Below are 20,701 nucleotides of genomic sequence, written 5' to 3'. Positions count from 1 at the left end.
GCGTTGCGTGCAGGCAAATTATTTTCAAGTTACAGGTAAACTGACACCACGTTTTTGTCTTACAAAGGCGCTGAACCATTGAATTGTTAAGGATTGATGTTTATATGCCGGCTAAATTGCCCGTATCACTTTATTACGCCATTGCGATCGCGCTATTGCCTGGCTCCGCCGCCGTTGCTCAGCAACAAAGCACAGATGAAAATATTGAACGGATTGTGACCACTGGCAGCCGTATCGCGCAGGAAAGTCCTGAGCATGGTTTGGCGATCAGTCAGATTGACAACCAGACGCTTAATCTGGTGTCACCCATGCACATCGAAGAAGTACTCAAGTTTGTCGCCGGGGCGGGTGTTCAGCGCGGCAATGGTCAGGAATACCTACCCGCTCTGCGCTCCCAGGTATTTACCGGGGCAGGGGCGTGCGGTGGTCTGTTGACCGCAGAAGACGATATTCCGCTCAGGGCAGCTGGCTTTTGCAATATCAACGAACTGTTTGAAGCGCACACAGAAATGGCGCAGCGTATTGAGGTATTAAAAGGCCCGGGCTCAGCGTTGTACGGGTCGAACGCTATTCATGGCGTAGTCAATGTCATTACACCGGATGTAACCCGTGATGCGGGTTTGCTGGGTGTGGATTATGGTTCCTATGGCTACAGCCGCTATAAGCTAAGGCACGGTGAAGACTTTGGCAAAAGCGGTATCGGTATCAATGCCAGCATTACGCGGGACAGCGGCTATCGTGAAAATGAGAGTGTGCACCAGGAAAAAGTTAATGTGCGACATCGGTATGAGTTTTCTGATGTTACCCTGACCAGCGGGCTCACTTACACTAATTTAGACCAGGACACAGCGGGCTATATTGAAGGGTTTGAAAGTTACAAAAACGAAACCCTTGCTCAACAAAATGGTGATCCGGAAGCCTTTCGTAAGAACCGGGCGCTGCGCATCTGGAGTAAAGCTCAATGGTCATTGGACAACGGTGACTCGCTTCTTATCACCCCTTATTATCGCGACCAAAGCATGGACTTTCTGATGCACTTTCTACCGGGCCAGCCGCTGGAAAAAAATAGTCAGGAAGGCATTGGCGTGCAGTCGCTTTATCAGCATGCATTTAATAATCAATGGCAGCTGGAAGCGGGCCTGGACGCTGAGTATACCGAAGGGACATTGAGTCAGTTTCAGGATGGTCCTACCCAGGGCTCGGCATTTTTGCAGGCTACAATTCCAGAAGGATTTCACTACGACTACGATGTAGATGCCACCATGATAGCGCCTTTTGCGGCACTTACCTGGCAGCGCGATGCCTGGCGGATTACTGCTGCGGCGCGCTTTGAGTCGATGCAATATGATTATACCAATCATCTGCCCGCTGGTCGCACCCGCGCCGATGGCACTGAATGTGGTATGGGCGGCTGCCGTTATGCCCGGCCCCCCAGCTCCAGTGATGATTACACCAATTTCTCACCTAAACTGCGTATCAGTTATCAGATCAATGATGCACTGAGCCTGTATGGCAATATAGCCCGTGGTTATCGTGCACCCCAGGCGACAGAGCTTTATCGATTACAACGTGAACAGCAAGTGGCCGATTTGGATTCAGAAACGGTGACCAGTATTGAAGCTGGTTTAAAAGGGCAGGTTGCAGGCACGCGTTTTACGCTGGCGGCCTATACCATGGATAAAGACAATTTTATCTTCCGGGATAGTGACTTTTTCACCGTGAGTGATGGGGAAACCCGTCACCAGGGCGTTGAAATGGAGCTAATGCATCAGTTTAACCAGCAGTGGGACATTGCTGTTGCTGCTTCTTATGCAAATCATACCTACGAATACGATCAAGTGCTTAACGGCGTTAATATTAACGGGAATGACATTGATACAGCGCCCGATACACTGGTAAATACACGTTTAGGCTGGCAGGTAACAGATGCTGCCCGGTTGCAGATGGAGTGGCATCATGTGGCAGCATACTATACTGATCCTGAGAATCTAAACGAGTACGAGGGACACGACTTGCTACATCTGCGTGGCAGTTGGGCGTTAAGTAATACACTTACCGTCTTTGCCCGGGTGAATAATGTTACAGATGAGCGTTATGCAGAGCGCGCTGACTTTTCATCGTTTTCTGGCCCGCGGTATTTTCCCGGACGGCCGCGTAACTACATGGTGAGCGTGCAGTACCAGTATTAAACCGCTGAAAGCAGGTGTTTTTTGTGGTGTTGCCAGCAGGTTTTTGCTAGCGTAGCTAACTGTTTTGGCAACCCAATTAAGATATGCAAATACATACACTGCACGGCTATATTCAGCATATTTTTCTGGTTGAGGAAGCAGATCAGCTTCTGTTGCTGGACGGGTGCTCGCGCGCTGATGTGAAACTGGTGTCTCAGTATATTACCCAGTCATTGCAACGCCCGTTAAGCGATCTTACGCTTATCATGGTGACACATATGCACCCCGACCATGCCGGCGGAGCACATAAGCTTCGCAGCCTTAGCGGAGCGCGTATTGCAGCGCATCCTAAGGCGCCGCGCTGGTATACCGGAATAAAGGGAAGGGCCGCTCATATCATTGATGTGGCACTGATGAATTGGGTTGCTGGCCGGCTGGGAAAGCGTAAGCGCATGACCTGGTATTCACCTATTCTTAAGCCGGATATTATGGTGAAAGACGAGCAGCAGCTGCCGGGTTTTGAAAACTGGCAGGTGCATTACACGCCCGGGCATACCAATCATGACTTATCGCTGCTGCATACACCTTCAGGTAACATGTACGTAGCCGATTTGCTGGTTAAAGTAAAAGGGCAATTATGCCCGCCGTATCCGATTTGTCACCCGAATCAATATAAACGTTCTTTACAGCGGGTTGCTCGGCTACAGCCGAATACCTTGTTTTGTGCCCATGTGAAGCCGCTGACTGGCGAGCATGTTCCTTTTGATGACATCATTGCCCATGCGCCCACACAACCCAAGAATCACTGGCACTCTACAAAAAATCGAATTGTGAAGAAACTCGGTATAAATAAATCTAAAACTGATCAACGCGGTAAACGCTAACCGCCCGAATACTGTATAGTTAGTGCCACTTTTTTACAGGGAAACTTTATGGCGGATCGCCCGCTTCTAAAACACATCCGTGACCACAGTGTCTTATTTGCCGAACTGGCTGGGTACCGTGACCAGACAGTAAGCAATCTTGGGTTGTCAGGTTATGAGTTTCACAAAACCCCTAAATTTTACAGCCCAACCGGGCAGCGCCTGACCATTGAGCCTGAACGCAGTATTATTCTGCCATCGCTGACATCTCTTAAAAATGTCCGACAGACGCTCAGCCGTGAATTACCAGCGCTTACTGATGTAATTAACAGCGAGGTAGGCTATCGCTATCCCACGGCTGCACTGGCCGGCACAAAAGCCCCTTTTATTAAAAGACTCCGCTCTGAGTATTTTCACCGGGTGGATGAGGATCGCAGTATCTGTCGACCGGTAAACCTTTCATTTGGCATCAAAAGCCGCGGCAAAGGGGATGACCGCCAGGAATACGAAGTCTGGATGCCAAACGACGATCCCAGTCAGAATCCGCTGCCTCTTTTTATTGAACGCTACGGGGAAGATTTACCCCATGAAGTTCGGCATTTTGTGCAACAGCCGTCTTGTGTGCATGGTTGGATGGGTGTTAAACGGGCGGCGTTTGAAGCCCTTTATTATGATCCCGCAACGTTGGGTGATGTGGTGATTTGTGTTGCATTATCGGTGGATGCCTACAACATTGGCGCAAAGCCTGATCTGTCACTGTGTGAGCAGTTGGAAAGTTCAATCGCGGTAAGTAATGCTGAACTGGAGTGGGAGATAAACGGCTATTATGCGCCGCCGGATGCTTATCTGTCGCACGACGAAATCTGGCACGCTATCAATTATACGTTAGAAGCTGTGGGCGAACCTCTGGAACACCAGTTTGCTGAAGAAAAATTAACCATCAACGAAAGCAAAACAGAACGTATCTTGTCCACGGTCCTCAGTCATGGTGCGACTGAACAGGCGATCAGTGAGCTGAATTTACAGCCCTGGGAGTTTATGCAAAATACCAGCGAAACCCGCAAAAAAGCCCATGATTCTGCCAGAGGGGTTAATTTTTTAGGACGGTTGAACCGACTGTTCTATCAGCCGGAGCATAAATTACCTGACATTACCTATATGCATGATTTAATAAGTTGATCAGTTAGTATTTTTTGCTGTCTGTTTGGGTTGGATTGATTACCAGTTAGCGGGAGTTATCTATGCTAGAAGAAGTGGCAGTAGGCGGAATGCTATTCAGCCCGCTGATTGTATTTATCCCGATAGCTTTTGTGTTTTCGGTAGTAACCCGTTTTGCGTTATTTAAAACCGGTACATACCAGAAATTATGGCGACCCGCCTGGTGTGAGGTGTCACTGTTTGTTTGTTATTTAGCGATTGTTGTACTTATCGCAGGAGGTTACTGATTCATGGGCACTGTAGTTCGGATTATTGTTACCCTCATTATAGTTGCCCTTGCCGTACTGGCAGGGCGGTGGGTCTGGGAGCGCTATCTACATGCGCCCTGGACCCGTGATGGCAGGGTTCAGGCGCATATCACCACAATTTCGCCAGACGTATCCGGCTGGGTTACCCAACTGGCCGTACAGGATAATCAAAAAGTCGAAAAGGGCGAATTACTGTTCACCATCGATAATGCCCGGTATCAGGCCGCGATAGAAGAACAACAGGCTGCTGTTAAAGCCAGAGAGCTTGCCTGGCAACTGGCCCAGCATGAGTATCAGCGGCGCACAAAGCTGGCACGAAACAACACCATCAGTCAGGAAGAATTAGAGGTAACCCGCATCAGCGCTGAGCAGGCCAGAGCGGAATATAATCTGGCCATGGCAAAGCTAAACACGCTGCAGCTGAATTTACAACGAACCCGCGTTAAAGCCCCGCAGGCAGGCACCATTGTTAATCTTGATTTACGAGAAGGAAATTATGTCAGCCAGGGAAAACCGGTGTTATCACTGGTCCGGCGAGGCTCTTTCTATGTCACCGGTTACTTTGAAGAAACCAAGCTTTCACTGATACATGAGGGACAGCGCGCGACTATTAAGCTGATGAGCAGCAATCAGCCGCTTACCGGAAAAGTAGTCAGTATCGGCGAAGCGATTGCCGACACCAATATTAACCGCAATGAACAGCTGTTGCCGCACGTGCAGCAAACTTTCAACTGGGTGAGACTGGCTCAGAGGGTGCCGGTGGATATCGAGCTTGACCCGGTGCCTGAAAATGTTCGCCTGGTGGCCGGAACCACCGCGTCTATACATTTGAACGAGCAGTAACACATGCAACTGCCACTGCTCGCGGCAACCTATCTGACGCCTTCCCGGGACAACATTATCTTTGCGTTCAAAGGGGTGCTGGCCATGGCTATGGCACTCTACATCTCTTTGTACTTTAATCTTGAAAAACCCTATTGGGCGGTGGTTTCCGCAGTATTTTTGCAGGTAAGGCCGGAAGGCGGGCTGGTAGTAGAAAAAACGGTTAGTCAGATTACCGGCACTTTGATAGGCGGCATTTTTGGTTTGTTTGTACTTAACTACCTGCACGCCGCACCTATGCCGGCAATGGGCACACTCGCAGCGTGGCTGGCGCTAAATTCCACATTATCGGCCCTGGTCCGGCGGGTTAACTTTATCTATTTTTTTGCCATGGCCTGCGTGACGCCCTGTATTATCGTGTTGCTGACAATGGCAGCTCCGGAGCTGGCTACCAATCAGACTATCTTTGGTATTTCACAGGCGCGGATTACCGAAATCATTGTAGGCGCACTGTGCGCCATGACAGTAAGTATGCTGGTTTTTCCCAAACGCATAAAAACCTCGTTGCAGGCGCAGGCAAAAACAGTGATTAATCAAACGCTACATTATGTCAATCTGGAACTTGATCGGGAAGGCTCCCACGAAGACCGACATCAGTGTATCGATGAAATTTTAGAATCACTGGCCACTTTAAATGATGACTCCAGTGCTGTGGCCTATGAGGGGCCACAAGGCCCGGGGCGCGCCAGAGCGGCCAGTGTTATCAGCAACAAAACGTTGTCTGTGGTGGCGGTGATACAGATTTTTGGCCGTTTGCAGCGCAACCATTCGGATATTATGTCTGGTACGCTTAGCGGTTTACTGGATGTGCTGCGTGAGGATTTGAAAAAAATTGCCAGTACCCGGGATTACCAAACCTGCTACGAAATTGCGCAAGCGCAGCGACGCAGTCTGCTGAAAATCTCCAAACAATCAGAGCGGGTTACACCGCTGGAAGCGCGCCTGCTTAAAACCGCTCACGAAATGCTCTCTGAGCTGGTGTTGATTCTGCGCGCCTATAATACGCTGATGAAAGGTCACGAGTCTGTGTTAAAAGCGCCTGAACACCGGCCATATCGTGACCCGCTTATTGCTCTGGCAACCGGCTTCAGAACATTTCTGGTATTTGGCAGCGGTGCCACTTTATGGCTGTATACCGGGTCGCCTGCTGCCATCATGGTGATGATTCTCCCGGTTATCTTTTCCATCATGTTTGCCCGTCTGCCTCCTATAGAAGTGAAAGCTGCTTTGAAAAAAATGCTCGTGGGCGTCACGGTGGCTATACCTGTAGCTATTTTTTTCGCGCTGAACTTACTGGCCCAGAGTAGCGGCGATTATGCCTTGCTCATACTTATATTGAGTGGACCGTATTTTCTTGGTCTGATGGCAATCTCGCAGCGCGAAACGCGACCCTACGGGCTTGGGTTCTGCATTCCGTTTACCTTATTGGTGCAGCCGGCTAATGACATGTCCCGCCCATTGTCGGTGGATTATACATTAAGCGCAGCCATTGCCATTATCATCGGCGTCAGTATCTTATACTGGGTCTTCAGGCTGGTCACCGGGCCTGGGGTTGAGACAGTACAAGGGCGCTTACTGGCCGCAACGCGGCGCGATTTGCAGCGGCTTATTGAACAACCTTCCCCGGCGCACTGGTTCAATGCAAGAATGGGCGATCGCTTGTTACGGCTGGCCAGCTACGATAAGGATATCGCTAGTGATGCCCGGGTTATCACAGATTTGGGGCTGACCGGACTGAATCTTGGTCATACTTCTATTCGGGTCAGAACACTGGTTCAGACAGTGACCGATAAAGACTTATCGGTCATTCTCAAGCACTGGCAATATGTATTGGCCGACACGTTCATTGATGCCGCCAAAGGGCGCTCTACAGAACGATTTAAACCGATGTGTGATGCTGTGCTGGCGCAGGTCAGACAGGATTCACAAGGCACCGCACACCTGACCCTGATTGAAGGGATTTTTAAGCGGCTCGACCTTACCTTTCAGCGCACAGCGATGATGGTGCAACAGAAGAACACGGAGATCCGCAATAACTGATCTAAAACATGACAATAAGGTTATACTTTTATTACAGGTTGTCATTTTTTAGCAACAGGACTTGCATGCCATCGCTACGCTGGACATTTTCATACCCCATTACCACTATTATCGCCCTGATGATGTTATCTGATGTTGGCTTTGTGCTTGTGCATCTGGCATTTAAACTGGATATCGTCAGTCATCCCCATTTTTCGCTGACCCGCGACCGTGGTTATGCTGAAGTGTTTCAATATCTGAAAATATTCTGGATTGTTTGCTTGCTGGGAATACTCTTCATTCGCTTTAAAGCGCTGGTTCTGGTGGCATGGGCAATGATTTTCAGCTACATGCTGCTGGATGATTCTTTGCAAATTCATGAATCAGTAGGCGGATACCTGGTCACTATGTTTGATATCCAGCCTGCATTTCGGCTCAGGGCCCAGGATTTTGGTGAGCTTCTTGTCACCGCCATTGCTGGCATTGTTTTACTGAGTTTTTTGATGGTGGGTTACTTAAAAGCAGATAAAACATTCCGAGAGATTTCCCATCGATTTTTGATTATTTTAGCGGGTATAGCCTTTTTTGGTATCGTCGTAGATATGGTGCACAGTATGGTGCCCTGGGGATACCAGCTTTTCTCAATTATCGAAGATGGTGGCGAAATGTTTATCATGAGTCTGGCGCTGGGCTATAGCTTTCATTTATTGTTCGAACAACGACGTCAGCCTGTTACCCAGGACACATACAAGCCCACCTGAACCTCTCAAAAGAAGGCCTTCATTTTGCCGTCAGCGCTCTGGCGGTTTTAACAACTTCAGCGCCACTTTTAGAAGATGTTTAACCCTCTTACGAATAACCACCCCGATCTTTTATACATTCTATATCTAGTGTGCTTTACTCGATGTTCCAACTGTCCCTGGTCATCACTGGCCTATAAATGCTGGCGATGGGCTAAACGCGCCCGGGGTTGAGTTCTCTTGTGGTCTGTCGGTCGCAATTTTTGCGTAGGACAAGTGTTACACTGTGTCGGCGTAACAGACATACATGATAATGAGCATCAGATTCTTTAGCTCGTCACGCAATATTTTCAAGTTGCTGCGCATTGATCGAAGCAGAATATGATGTAACAAAGTATAAACAGGTATTGAAACTGAACACAGCGCAGGCACATTAAGACAGAGCGAAGAGAAAAGGCATAATAGTGATTACACAATGGTTCAAACCGGCGAACAACAACCACTGGGCTGACTGGTTTTTAAAAGAGCATCACCGTTTTACTATCACCGGTTTGAGCCGAAGTGGTAAATCTACGCTGTTTACCAGTCTAATGACCATGCTCAAATACCGAAGCGAGGGGGGATATCAGTGCCTGCCTTTACTGGAATACTTGCCCGCGGAGCTCGTCGAACACATGTGGGTGGAGCCGGTGGATGGCTTTGAAATGTTCCCGCTTGAAAATCATATGCAGGCATTGGCAGAGCAGCGCTGGCCGAGCCCTACTGAGGACGTGTACGGATTTAAAGTCGTCGTAAGGCTGCGCCAGACCCATGGGGTTAAAAAGCATCTGCTTCCTTACACGGATGTGGTGTTTGAGTTTATCGATTATCCGGGCGAGTGGCTGACAGATCTGCCCATGCTGACCAAATCTTTTGCCCAGTGGTCAGACTCCGCCTGGGCTCAGCAAATGAATCGGCCCCAGCGGGATTATGCGCAGCCGTGGCATGATGCGGTAGCAGAGTTTGACTTTGATCAGCCGCCGGAGCCTGATGCTGTGGCTGCTCTGGTTGGGCAGTATCGAGACTATTTACTCAATGCCAAAAAAAATGGCATCACCTTATTACAACCCGGTAGTTTTTTACTTGGTGATACCGGCTTCGACTGGCGTGCTCATGGGTTTACCCCCCTTCCTTCCAGCGTCAGCAGCGATATTACTCATCCGTGGACAAAGGTATTTGATAAGCACTACCGGTATTTCCAGAAACACTGGCTGACACCCCTGAAAAACAAAACGTTTCGTCAGGCCGACAAGCAAATTATTCTGATCGATCTTTTCGAAGGGCTCAATCACAGCAAGCAGCATCTTTATCAGCTCAAAGAAACGCTGAGTTATCTTGCAGAAGTATTTTCGTACGGCGAGTCGGGTTGGTTTAGCCGCACGATTTTGCGTCAGCAAGGGATAAGTAAAGTGGCTTTTGTTGCGGCCAAGTCAGACCTGCTGCCTGCGGCTTATCATGATGATTTACTCCGTTTGCTGAAGCAGGTGACCGAAGGTGCTGTGGCCCGAATCCAGGATAAACCGGTACATTATGAGCATTTTCTGGTCAGTGCACTGCAGGCTACGGATCCCGGCAGTACTTCCACCAGTCTTCGTTATCGTGGCACAAGCCGGCAATATATTGAAGCCGAGTTTGAGCCGCTGCCAGAAGCTATCTCAGCGATGTCGGCGCAGGAGCATTTTCCCGTGTTGCCTGCGCAGGTACCGGATGACTATCTGCCGCGTATTTTAAACGGCAGAGGGCTGGATCGCTTATTACAGTTTTTACTAGGAGACCACCATGAGTGAACCTGTATCCCCTTATCGCGCTAAAGTGCAGCAGCGAGAAGTTGATGAGGCACCACCGACTCACGCCATGCCCGAAAAATTCGGCACCGAGGAATGGCAGCCTGCAACCAGCGGCGGCCGGTTGTCGCTATTTACAATAACCTTATTGCTAGGCTTGCTGGCACTGTTTGCTTTTAGCATCGTCGATGCAATCTGGTACTTGCAAGGCGCTTATGTGGAGTCGCCCGTATTGGCGGTAGTGCTTAGTGTCTTGCTGGCAGCCTTTTGCGGCAGTCTGGTGTGGCTGGTAGTCCGGGAAATCAGAGGTTATCGGGCGGTGAATAAATATTTGCACCGCACGCCGGATTTGTCAGCGCTAGCTCAGGGCGATCGTCACAGCGCAATAAAAGAATTAAACCAGCACGCTGCAACGTTCTCTGCCGATAGTTTCGCGGCACATCGCTTTCGCCAGTATCAGCACAGTGTGCAGGATGATATGAGTGCTCAGGAAACTGTCAGACTGTATCAGCGCATGGTCGATGAACCAGTCGCTATCCGCGCCCGGGAGATTGTAAGGCGCGAGTCGATGATCAGCGGGAGTCTGGCCTTTGTCAGCCCCAATCACCTGATTCAGACACTGACTATCTTATGGATAAGTCTGCGCATGGTGCGTCGCGTAGCTCAGGTTTACGGATTGCGGCCTGCCACCACCGGAAACTGGCGTCTGTTGACGATTCTGGCACAAAACCTGGCCGCGCAGAGTATATTCGATTTAGCCAGTGATGAGATTGCCAACCAGATAAGCGGCTCCCTCACCGCCCGCTTTGTGGAAAATTCTGCAGAGGCTGTGGCTGCCGGTGCCCTGAATGTCCGCCTGGGTAAAGCGCTGATAAAACTGTTAAGTTAATTACAACGCTTTTTTTGTGGGCATGACGACATTGGCAAAAATTAAGCCGGCCACTAGTGACATAAAAATTAAAAACACATCCTGACCGATGTGGTCTGCCTGCACAAAATTCTGACCAGAAATAAAAGAGTTCAGCCCGATATAAGTCTTTGAGCCGGGCACAAGCACAATCAGTCCGTGCATACTGACAATCGTTGCAGGCTGCTTGACGATGCGGGTAAAAAGATTGGAAAACACGCCCAGGGCGAAAGCACCGATAAAGGTGGCTACACTCTGATCCATAAACTGAGAACTGCCGACAGTGGCACCGTAGGCCACAAACGAAGACACTATCCCCCACAAAATATGTTTGGGGCGCGTGCGAAATATTGCTATCAGGGCGATACTGAGTAATAACACAGAAAGCCACGTGGCCCAGTAGGGCAGTGACTGAGCGGGCTGATAGATGTTCTCACCAAACAGCGCGAACCCACTGGCGACACCCAAAAAGGCACCGAAATACAGTTTAAAAAGCTGCATCAGGGCATCCATTACCCGTGCGGTACCTGACACAATATTCCGTGAAGCCAGTTCGGCCAGCCCCATAGTTAGGGCGAGTCCGGGCACCAGAATGATTACTGAAGACAGCACAATAAGCGGAATATTGATACCCGGGTCCAGATAGCTACTGATAGCGCTGACCACAAGACCAGAAACAAAAGCGGTGACCGGTTCCAACATCAGGTTGACCCGCTTTGAGCGCGTGGCCCAAAGACACCAGATATAAGTGAGCAAACCCAGCAGCCCGGACCAGGCAATCTCTGATAAACTCGCGCCCATCAGCATAGCAAAAGCACTGGTTGCCAGCCCAAAGGCACAAAAGGTTACGAGCTTGCCATAAGGGCTGGGCATGGCATCAATCTCATCCAGCTTTCGGTCAGCTTCAGCAAGGGTCAGTCGGCCAGCTAACAATTCAATGGCAAGCTCATCGGTACGGGAAAGAGCATTAAGGTCTAACTCACCGGGCTGCAGGCGGGCAGCTGAATTGTACTCATCTTCGTGGCGATCACTCCATAGCACGAAGGTGAGTGAGGTAGGTGTGGAAATGAACGCAGAGCGGACACCCAGATAGGTCGCTACTTCGGTCAGGTACGCTTCAAGACGGAACGCTGGCGTACCATATTTATGTAACATCTTACCCAGCTTTACGATAAATTTTCGTATCTGTATAAACTCTAAGGTGTCCACGCGTTACTTCACTTATTGCCAATGAATGACTGGTTGAAATTCCGGCGGATTGTAGAGTCGAACTACTGATAACTCAATCTATATATTTGCTTTTTTCATATTAAAAAATCTAATCTGAATGAGGCATACTGATGACCAGTGTAAACCTCATCAGTCACCTTTGACACCTTCAACAAATGTCTTTTCCCGAAAAGTGTGCGCCGCTTTTCGTTCTGCCTTTGCCATCAACAGAGGCGCAGCTACACCATGGACCACGATAGACAGTAAAACGGTGAACATGACGGCAGACCAGATCGATGCAATATCGCCAAATTCGCCATGGTTTTGGCCATACAACAGGTAATACACAGATCCGATTCCGCGAACGCCCATAAATGCTATGGTAAGTTTGCCAAAGGTCGGAAAATCGCATCGGGCCTGACCTATCATACCGGCCAGCGGACGGAAGACAAATACAATAAGAACACCCAGCAGCGCTCCTTGCCAGGTGAGTGCATCCAGTGCACCACGCGCTACAAACGCGCCCAGTATGAGCAAAATGATAACCAACAATACCCGCTCAATTTGTTCCATAAAGGAATGCGCTTTGTTGTGATAACCATGATCAGGCTCAGCCTGTTTAGTGGTAACCGCACCGACAAAAACTGCCAGAAAGCCATAGCCATGAATAGCCTCAGCCAGACCGTAGGAACACAATAATGCACCTAATGTCACCACACCTTCGCTGCTGTATGACAGCGGGTGGTTCTGCGCACTGGTTTCATCCTGTCGTTTGGCCAGATACGAAAATAAGTACCAGGCGCCGATTTTTCCGAATAACAAACCAGCAGCCAGACCCGCGCCCACGCGCCATAGCACATCTTCCAGTGCCCACTGCATAGTCCAATCACCTAAGGAAGCCATACCTACTGCGGCCAGTGCCAGATGAACAAAGGGAAATGCCAGGCCATCATTAGCCCCGGCCTCTACGGTCAGACTAAACCGGATATCATTGCGATTGGTTTCACCGGGCGGCCCCACCTGGACCGACCCGGCCAGGACTGGATCAGTGGGGCTGAGTACAGCACCTAGCAATATCGCCGAGGCGACGGTCAGGCCCATAATATACCAACCAAACAAGGTCACCAGGATAATACTTAATGGCATGGTAACCAGTAGCAGCGGCCAAACCTGATTCCAGCAACGCACAGAAAATGGACGATCGATGGCTGTACCTGCGGCGCTTAAGGAGGCAATGACCAGAAATTCGGTCAAATATTCTCCGGCCAGCGAGTGGGACTCGTTATAAAGAAAATCGATAGGCGGCAGGCCGATAGGCAGGCTGAAGATACCCCAGCCAAGTAGCACATAAATAAGCGGGAACGGGATAAGGCTGCTGCGTAAACGGTTCTGTAAAGCCACAGCACCGATTATTGCCACACCAAACAGGATGTACAGATAAATTCTGGCTTCAATCATTCTTGATCGCTACAGTTCTGGGGACGTCAGAGTTAGCCCCCGATTTTTAAAAGTCTACAGATAGCTACCACATTACATGAATTTTAGATTATAACAGTGTCATCTATTGGGCCGATTACATCACCGCTAACGGTCACTGATGTGTCCGGCTTATCTGTTAGTGAGGCAGCCAGGGTGCAGGGCTGCCCCATAGCGTCGCCCTGGGTAAAAGACAGTGTCGCGGTACCATCGGTTGAATAGGTAAGGCACTGGTGATCCCGAAGATAGCCGGCGACCGCTGCCGCCGCGGCCCCCGTCGCCGGGTCTTCGTAAACATTGCCGGCCGCGAAAAGGTTGCGCATGTGCACGCTGGACTGTGCCACATGCATAGGTACCAGGGTGGTCAGCTGATCCTGCTGCATGGCGCGTTTGGCTTTTTCAAAGTCATAAGCAATGGTATCGACATCCTCGATAGCGGGCAGGGGCAGCATTAGGTGCAAATTACCTGCATAAGCCAGGCCGCCAGGTAAAGACTTACTTAATGCATCCGGCGAAATTCCACAGATAGCCAGATACTTTTCAAGCATAGGTTGAGATATCGGTCTGGCAGAGGCTGGCGGACTATGAAGATAAGCCGTCGAACCACTACAACTGACCGTTATGTGACTGTGATTCAGTTGCAATGTAAAACTACCGTCACCAAATTTAACCGCCAGTGCTTTGCCCAGCGCTAAGGTGGCGTGGCCGCAAAAATCGACTTCTGCGGCGGGGGAAAAATATCTGACTCTGAAGCCCGTGCCGTGTCTAATTGCAAATGCAGTTTCTGAAAACCCCATTTGTGCTGCAATATCCAGCATTTGGGTATCTTCAGGAAACCTCTGGCTCAGGCAAACACCAGCAGGGTTGCCGCCTGCTCCATGGCGCGTGAACGCGTAATAAGTATCGACGTGCCAATTCATAACGGGTCCTGAATCATCTTTTAATAAGATCTATGATTGTTCACCTAGCTGTTCAAATCAACCACCAAATCCGGCGAGCCAGTCTTGCCACACCGGTTCAATTCCCCGGGATTGCAAAGCACTGGCAACCTGTGCCGGGCTGCGCGTGTCTTCAGTGTCAAACTGGCTAAGCTGAGTTTCGGTGTTACTATAGCCGCCTGGTTGCGTTTGTGAGGCGGCTGACATACTGGTTATTCCCAGAGTAGCGACATTGTCGCGAAAAAATGATGATTCGCGGGTGGACAAAGAGAGCTCTGCCTGAGGATGCAAAATGCGATGAGCACATATCAGCTGGACCAGTTGCTTATCAGTGATCACTGATGAGGGGGGGGCACTGCCTTCACAGGGGCGCAACCGGGGAAAAGCGATAGAACAACGTGAGCGCCAGTAATGTTTTTGAATAAGCGCGGCATGCAGCGCAGCAAAAGTGCTGTCGGTACGCCAGTCAGCCAGGCCCAGAAGGGCGCCCACACCTATTTTCTGAATACCAGCCTGACCAAGTCTGTCAGCGGTTTCCAGCCGCCAGTCAAAGTCTTTTTTTGTGCCGCGCAAATGATACTGCGCATAACAGCGGCGGTGATAAGTTTCCTGATATACCAACACACCGCTGACACCAGCCTTTCGAAGTGAAAGGTATTCGGCGCAGCTTAACGGCTGAACCTCCATCATGATGTAGTCAAAGTGACGCCTGAGTATGGCAAGGGCTTTCTTAAAATAGGTCATTCCGACTTTTGTTTCGTGCTCGCCGGTCACAATAAGAATATGACGAAAACCCATTTGTTTTATTGCCAGTGCTTCCTGCTCAATTTCCTCGGCATCCAGGGTTTTGCGTTTTATCCGGTTACTCATGGTAAAACCACAGTAAGAACACTCGTTAGCACACAGGTTCGACAGATAAAGCGGCACAAACATCGACATGGCGTTACCAAAATAACGTCGGGTGAGTTGGTGTGCTTTTTGTGCCATGGGCTCTAGAAAGGCTTCAGCCGCTGGTGAAATCAGTGCCATAAAATCACTCATGCCCGGCGTAGATGTGGCTAGTGCCCGTTGTACAGCCTGGGGTGTGGTGGCTGGAATCGACAGGCGAATATCTTCCCAGTTAACGTGTTTTAGTGCATCTGCGACAGGTGTCATAGTGCTTCCAGAAATGTCGTCAACGGGCTGGAGGGGATAGCCTGGGTACTTGTCACGCCCAGGCCGGCTTCATAGGCGCAGCGCCCGGTGGCCACTGCCTCACAAAAGGCCCGGGCCATTGCATCCGGCTTACCGGCGCTGGCAATCGCGCTATTAACCAGTACCGCATCTGCGCCCATTTCCATTGCTGCCATGGCGTCGCTGGGCTTACCTATGCCTGCATCAATGATAACCGGCACCATCGCCTGTTCAATAATTATTCGTAAAAATGGCGCAGTGAGCAGACCCTGGTTTGAACCGATGGGGGCCCCCAACGGCATAACCGCAGCGCAACCGACTTCCTCCAGGCGTTTACATAGTACCGGATCAGCGCTGCAATAAGGCAGTACGGTAAACCCCTTCGCGACCAGTTGTTCAGCTGCTTGCAGTGTTTCCACCGGATCAGGCAGCAGGTAACGCTGGTCCGGGTGTATCTCCAGTTTTACCCAGTGGGTGTCCAGCAAGGCCCGTCCAAGCTCCGCGGCATATACGGCTTCTTTTGCATCCCGGGCCCCGGAGGTGTTAGGCAATAATTTAACCTCAAGTTGTTTCAGCACCGCCAGCGTGGGATCCTGTACGCTGCCATCTTCGATGCGTTTTACTGCCAGCGTCACTAACTGGCTTTGGCTCATAGTAGTCGCATCACGCATAATCCGGGGGCTGGAAAACTTTCCCGTGCCGGTGAATAGTCTTGAGTTAAATTTAGTGTTATCGATAGTAAGCACTGGCTAACCTCCTGCTGCAACAGTAAATGCATCAATGCGATCAGCTTCATGCAGCGGCGTTGCCGCCCAATATTTACGATGAATAATTGTCTGATTAATTGCCAGTGCCACCTCGGCATGTGGCAGCCTCAATATCTCAGGGATCTCATTTAAATGCGTAAACGGGCCGACCGTATAGCATTTTTCGTTAATAAAAATCTTCATAAGTATTAATCCTGACAAACTGAACAATTGGGGGCCTGAGGCAAATAAACGTGCTTCCAGGTAAGGCTAATTCCGCAAAATTGCATCAGCGTCCCCCAGGGCAGAGGATGGCGGTGGGTTAGATAGTGAAGTGCCAGCAGCGCCTGATAGGTTCCGGCCAGATTAACCACTGGCCCCAGAATGCCGTGCCGCAGGCAGGACTCATCAGGGGTAGCGTCCAGGGCGTGCAGACAGCCATAGCAACTCTGGCCGGCGTGCCAGTGAAAGGGAATAATATGCGCGCGCTCACTGTTAGCTGCCGCGCTTATCACCGCTTTGTTATAACGACGCGCCTGGCTGGCTATGAACAATCGTGCCTGGGCGTTATCAGTGCAGTCCAGCAACAAATCTGTCTGTTTTATTACCGGCACTAAATGACTATCTTCAATATATTTTTCAAAAGCCAGAATATGGCAGTGCGAATTGTGTTGACGTAAGTGCGCTCGGGCAACGGCTGTTTTTGCCTTACCGATATCATCTTCACTAAATAAGCACTGACGGGGCAGATTACTTAAGCTTACCGTGTCCGCATCGATTAAATTCAGCGCACCGACACCGCTTGCTGCAAGGTGCATAGCGGCGCTACAGCCCAGACCGCCGAGCCCGATAATCGTCACATTTGCGTCGCCCAGTAAATGCTGATGCTGTTCATCAAAGCCATCGATCAAAAGCTGCCGGGAATAACGTGAGTACCAGGCTTTATCCGTCATCAGAAGGCGTCCTGTTAGTCAGCAGGTGCTGTATTTCCACAATGGTCTGTTCAGGGGCCGCTGACTGGGTAATAGCGCTGACCATCGCTACACTGTTTACCCCGGTTTGCCAGACTTGTTCTACCTGTTCACGGCCGATACCACCAATGGCAACGCAGGGAATATCGCCGCATATCTCGCGATAACGGGCTAATCGTGCAAGTCCCTGTGGTACCGAGGGCATAACTTTGGTCTGAGTAGGAAAAATATGTCCAAGGGCGATGTAGGAGGGTTTCAGGGGCAACGCTCTGCAAAGCTCAGCATAGCCATGGGTTGAGATACCCAGGCGCAGACCGGCTGTTGATATGGCTGGCAAATCAGCGGTGGCCAAATCTTCCTGACCTAAATGCACCCCAAATGCCTGATGTTTGATAGCCAGCTGCCAGTGATCGTTAATAAACACTTGCGCCTGATACTGATTGCCAAGTGCCACTGCCCGGGCAATTTGTGTTTCAAGATCGTCTGAGACAGCTGATTTAATTCTTAACTGAGCGATACCTACACCGCTTTTTAACACAAGTTCCAGCCAGTCACAGTCACTGACCACCGGATACAGTCCAGGGCTGATGTTGGTCAGCGTTCTGAACGTTACCGGAGCCAGAGGCCCATTGTCCCAGCCTACTATGGGAAAGTCTTCGGATAACACGGGCCATTGCAGCGGACCAGCGACACTCATTGCTGGGGTGACCGGACGATGCGTGCGAAATGCCATGGTTATGCAGGCTTTTGCCAAACACAAGGCGTCTTCAATAATATAATTATGCGCCATAAAACAGGCCAGAGCGGTGGCAAACATGCAGCCGGTACCGCGCACGGACAAAGCGTGCCGGGCTCCGGAAAAGGACACACAGTTGCTCTGGGTGTAGAGCTGATCTGTGGCGGTAGCGTGCTCGCTATGTCCGCCCTTTACCACAACGTACTGCACACCGCGCTGTTGCAACCAGTGCACAGCATCATTGATCTCGCGATGGCCGGTTAGCATGGTTAATTCCGGCAAATTCGGTGTGATGACATCAATTAGTGGTAACAGGGCATGAAGTGAATTAACACTCAATGCACTTAGCTGGCCGCCTGCGGTACTATTGAACACCGGATCCCAGATAACGGGTACTGGTTCGCCATCTGTGCGGGCGGTGTTACGAATCTGCTTTAATTGTGGTATCAGCGTATCGAGACATGCGTCGTTGATAGCGCCGATTTTTATCGCCGCTGCTGGTAGGTTACTGATGGCATCAAGCTGCCGGTGAAAAGTGTCACTCAGACAGATACAGTCATAAGCAGTATCATGGGTTTGGGCACTGATGATAGTTGCCGCCAAGGCACACTGACAGTCAAGTCCACCTGCGACAGTGGCATCGCGGGTGATCCCCGCGCCGCCGCTGGTGTCCAGTCCGCCAATACTCCAGATGGTGGGTATGACAGCAGACATTTATTTTGCTACCTCACTGGCATCAACATAGAGTTTAGCGCCCTGTTGGTTGAATTTATCGGCCATCTGCGCCATGCCTTTTTGCGCTGCTGCGGTGTCCCGCACCTCCTGTGATATTTTCATCGAGCAAAATTTCGGCCCGCACATAGAACAAAAGTGCGCCACTTTATTAGATGCCTGAGGCAGTGTTTCATCGTGATAGGCCCGGGCAGTGTGCGGATCCAGCGCAAGGTTGAACTGGTCTTCCCAGCGAAATTCAAAGCGCGCTTTTGACATGGCGTTGTCACGAATTTGTGCGCCGGGATGTCCTTTTGCCAGGTCAGCTGCATGGGCCGCAATTTTATAGGTGATAAGGCCTTGCTTTACGTCGTCTTTATTAGGTAGTCCCAGGTGTTCTTTGGGGGTGACATAGCACAGCATGGCACAGCCATACCAGCCAATCATCGCAGCACCGATACCCGAGGTAAAATGGTCATAACCAGGCGCAATGTCGGTGGTCAGCGGGCCCAAAGTATAGAAAGGGGCTTCATGACAATGTTTGAGCTGCTCTTCCATATTTTCTTTTATCAGATGCATAGGCACATGGCCGGGCCCTTCAATCATCACCTGCACATCGTGCTGCCAGGCAATACGGGTAAGCTCACCCAGTGTGCGCAGTTCTGCAAACTGAGCTTCGTCGTTGGCATCAGCTACAGAGCCGGGGCGTAATCCGTCGCCTAATGACAGGGATACATCATAGCGGGCGCAGATTTGGCAAATTTCGGCAAAATGGTCGTACAGAAAGCTTTCTTCATGGTGGCTCAGGCACCATTTGGCCATAATGGCACCGCCCCTGGAGACGATGCCTGTGACCCGTTCGGCCGTTAGTGGCACAAATGCTAATCGCACACCGGCGTGGATGGTAAAATAATCGACACCCTGTTCAGCTTGTTCGATTAGTGTGTCGCGAAAAATTTCCCAGTCCAGTTGCTCTGCGACACCACCTACTTTTTCCAGTGCCTGATAAATGGGTACCGTGCCAACTGGCACCGGGCTGTTGCGCAGTAACCATTCGCGGGTTTCGTGAATATTGCGCCCGGTGGATAAATCCATGATGGTATCGGCGCCCCAGCGGGTGGCCCAGACCAGCTTTTCAACTTCTTCCTCGATGGACGAGGTGACTGCTGAATTACCTATATTGGCATTTACTTTGACCAGAAAGTTACGTCCGATAATCATCGGCTCAGCTTCCGGATGATTTATGTTTGCCGGAATGATGGCTCTGCCTTCGGCCACCTCCTGGCGAACAAATTCCGGTGTAATATCCTCTGGCAGATTTGCACCAAAATGCTCGCCGGCGTGTTGCTGTTTGAGTGTTTCGTCTCTTACCCGGGCACGACCCATATTTTCCCTGATAGCGATGAACTCCATCTCGGGGGTAACAATGCCTTGTCGGGCATAATGTAACTGGGTCACATTTTTGCCATCTGCTGCCTGCAGCGGCGCGCGACGACGGGTAAAGCGCAGCTCGTCCAGCGCAATGTCAAGGGCTCTGGCCTGAGCATATACAGAGCTCACACTGGTAAGTTTGCGGGTATCATTGCGCTCACTAATCCAGCCGGCGCGCAATGCAGGCAGGCCTTCGTTTACATCAATGGGGCAGTTTGGGTCGCCATAGGGGCCCGAGGTGTCGTATACCGGAATAGGGTCATTGGGTTGGGTGGTGTTTTCATCAATGTGAGTATCAGTAAGCTGAATTTCGCGCATAGGCACGCGCAGGTCCTGACGCGTACCCGTTTCATACACCCGCAAAGAGTTGGGGTATGCCTGGCCTTTTAACTGATGAATGAAAGATTGCGCTTCTTCACGCTGTTGACGACGATTTGACATA

18 protein-coding genes are annotated in these 20,701 nt (G+C 50.4%); 9 read left to right on the top strand and 9 right to left on the bottom strand.

Annotated elements, in window-relative coordinates; translation table 11 throughout:
* The first annotated feature begins 104 nt into the window (after positions 1–104).
* The 9 genes from F458_RS0115160 to F458_RS19720 all read left to right on the top strand — a co-directional run bounded on the left by F458_RS0115160 (position 105) and on the right by F458_RS19720 (position 10,850).
* Positions 105–2,189, top strand: coding sequence for a TonB-dependent receptor (locus F458_RS0115160; protein ID WP_018984284.1), 2,085 nt, complete (start codon positions 105–107; stop codon positions 2,187–2,189).
* Positions 2,190–2,272: 83 nt separating this feature from the next.
* Positions 2,273–3,052: an MBL fold metallo-hydrolase gene (locus F458_RS0115155; protein WP_018984283.1), complete on the top strand. Its 780-nt coding sequence runs from the start codon at positions 2,273–2,275 to the stop codon at positions 3,050–3,052.
* Between the two features lie 48 nt (positions 3,053–3,100).
* The gene (locus F458_RS0115150) at positions 3,101–4,210 is read left to right on the top strand and encodes a hypothetical protein (protein WP_018984282.1); all 1,110 of its coding nucleotides are present in this window, start codon (positions 3,101–3,103) and stop codon (positions 4,208–4,210) included.
* 62 nt (positions 4,211–4,272) lie between these two features.
* Positions 4,273–4,476: a DUF1656 domain-containing protein gene (locus F458_RS0115145; protein ID WP_018984281.1), complete on the top strand. Its 204-nt coding sequence runs from the start codon at positions 4,273–4,275 to the stop codon at positions 4,474–4,476.
* A 3-nt stretch (positions 4,477–4,479) separates the two neighbouring features.
* On the top strand, positions 4,480–5,340 hold the full coding sequence (locus F458_RS0115140) for an efflux RND transporter periplasmic adaptor subunit (protein WP_018984280.1): 861 nt from the start codon (positions 4,480–4,482) through the stop codon (positions 5,338–5,340).
* Between the two features lie 3 nt (positions 5,341–5,343).
* Positions 5,344–7,419, top strand: a complete 2,076-nt coding sequence (locus F458_RS0115135; protein ID WP_018984279.1) for an FUSC family protein — start codon at positions 5,344–5,346, stop codon at positions 7,417–7,419.
* A gap of 65 nt (positions 7,420–7,484) precedes the next feature.
* A complete protein-coding gene (locus F458_RS0115130) occupies positions 7,485–8,159 on the top strand; it encodes a hypothetical protein (RefSeq protein ID WP_018984278.1) in 675 nt (224 codons plus the stop codon).
* A gap of 443 nt (positions 8,160–8,602) precedes the next feature.
* A complete protein-coding gene (locus F458_RS0115125; RefSeq protein ID WP_018984277.1) occupies positions 8,603–9,964 on the top strand; it encodes a YcjX family protein in 1,362 nt (453 codons plus the stop codon).
* On the top strand, positions 9,957–10,850 hold the full coding sequence (locus F458_RS19720) for a YcjF family protein (protein WP_018984276.1): 894 nt from the start codon (positions 9,957–9,959) through the stop codon (positions 10,848–10,850). Before F458_RS0115125 ends, F458_RS19720 begins: the two co-directional genes overlap by 8 nt.
* Here the strand turns inward: F458_RS19720 and F458_RS0115115 are convergent, their stop codons facing one another.
* From F458_RS0115115 to thiC, 9 genes are all read right to left on the bottom strand, one after another.
* The gene (locus F458_RS0115115) at positions 10,851–12,077 is read right to left on the bottom strand and encodes a threonine/serine exporter family protein (protein WP_026294707.1); all 1,227 of its coding nucleotides are present in this window, start codon (positions 12,075–12,077) and stop codon (positions 10,851–10,853) included.
* A 150-nt stretch (positions 12,078–12,227) separates the two neighbouring features.
* A complete protein-coding gene (locus F458_RS0115110) occupies positions 12,228–13,535 on the bottom strand; it encodes a cation:proton antiporter (protein ID WP_018984274.1) in 1,308 nt (435 codons plus the stop codon).
* Positions 13,536–13,618: 83 nt separating this feature from the next.
* Positions 13,619–14,473 carry a PhzF family phenazine biosynthesis protein gene (locus F458_RS19715; protein ID WP_018984273.1) on the bottom strand — a complete coding sequence of 285 codons (855 nt, stop codon included), beginning with the start codon at positions 14,471–14,473 and terminating at the stop codon, positions 13,619–13,621.
* Between the two features lie 57 nt (positions 14,474–14,530).
* Positions 14,531–15,646 (bottom strand): 2-iminoacetate synthase ThiH, encoded by a 1,116-nt coding sequence (gene thiH / locus F458_RS0115100; RefSeq protein ID WP_018984272.1) that lies wholly within the window; start codon positions 15,644–15,646, stop codon positions 14,531–14,533.
* The gene (locus tag F458_RS0115095; protein ID WP_018984271.1) at positions 15,643–16,410 is read right to left on the bottom strand and encodes a thiazole synthase; all 768 of its coding nucleotides are present in this window, start codon (positions 16,408–16,410) and stop codon (positions 15,643–15,645) included. Before F458_RS0115095 ends, thiH begins: the two co-directional genes overlap by 4 nt.
* A 3-nt stretch (positions 16,411–16,413) precedes the next feature.
* Positions 16,414–16,614, bottom strand: a complete 201-nt coding sequence (gene thiS, locus F458_RS0115090) for a sulfur carrier protein ThiS (protein WP_018984270.1) — start codon at positions 16,612–16,614, stop codon at positions 16,414–16,416.
* Between the two features lie 5 nt (positions 16,615–16,619).
* Positions 16,620–17,363, bottom strand: coding sequence for a HesA/MoeB/ThiF family protein (locus F458_RS0115085; protein WP_018984269.1), 744 nt, complete (start codon positions 17,361–17,363; stop codon positions 16,620–16,622).
* Complete coding sequence (gene thiE / locus F458_RS19710) at positions 17,353–18,831, bottom strand: thiamine phosphate synthase (RefSeq protein ID WP_018984268.1); 1,479 nt, start codon at positions 18,829–18,831, stop codon at positions 17,353–17,355. Before thiE ends, F458_RS0115085 begins: the two co-directional genes overlap by 11 nt.
* Positions 18,832–20,700: a phosphomethylpyrimidine synthase ThiC gene (gene thiC / locus F458_RS0115075; RefSeq protein ID WP_018984267.1), complete on the bottom strand. Its 1,869-nt coding sequence runs from the start codon at positions 20,698–20,700 to the stop codon at positions 18,832–18,834.
* Between the last annotated feature and the right edge of the window lies 1 nt (position 20,701).

This window comes from Salinimonas chungwhensis DSM 16280, assembly GCF_000378185.1.
Taxonomy (GTDB): Bacteria; Pseudomonadota; Gammaproteobacteria; order Enterobacterales; family Alteromonadaceae; genus Alteromonas; species Alteromonas chungwhensis.
This window is presented reverse-complemented; position numbering and strand designations above follow the sequence as displayed.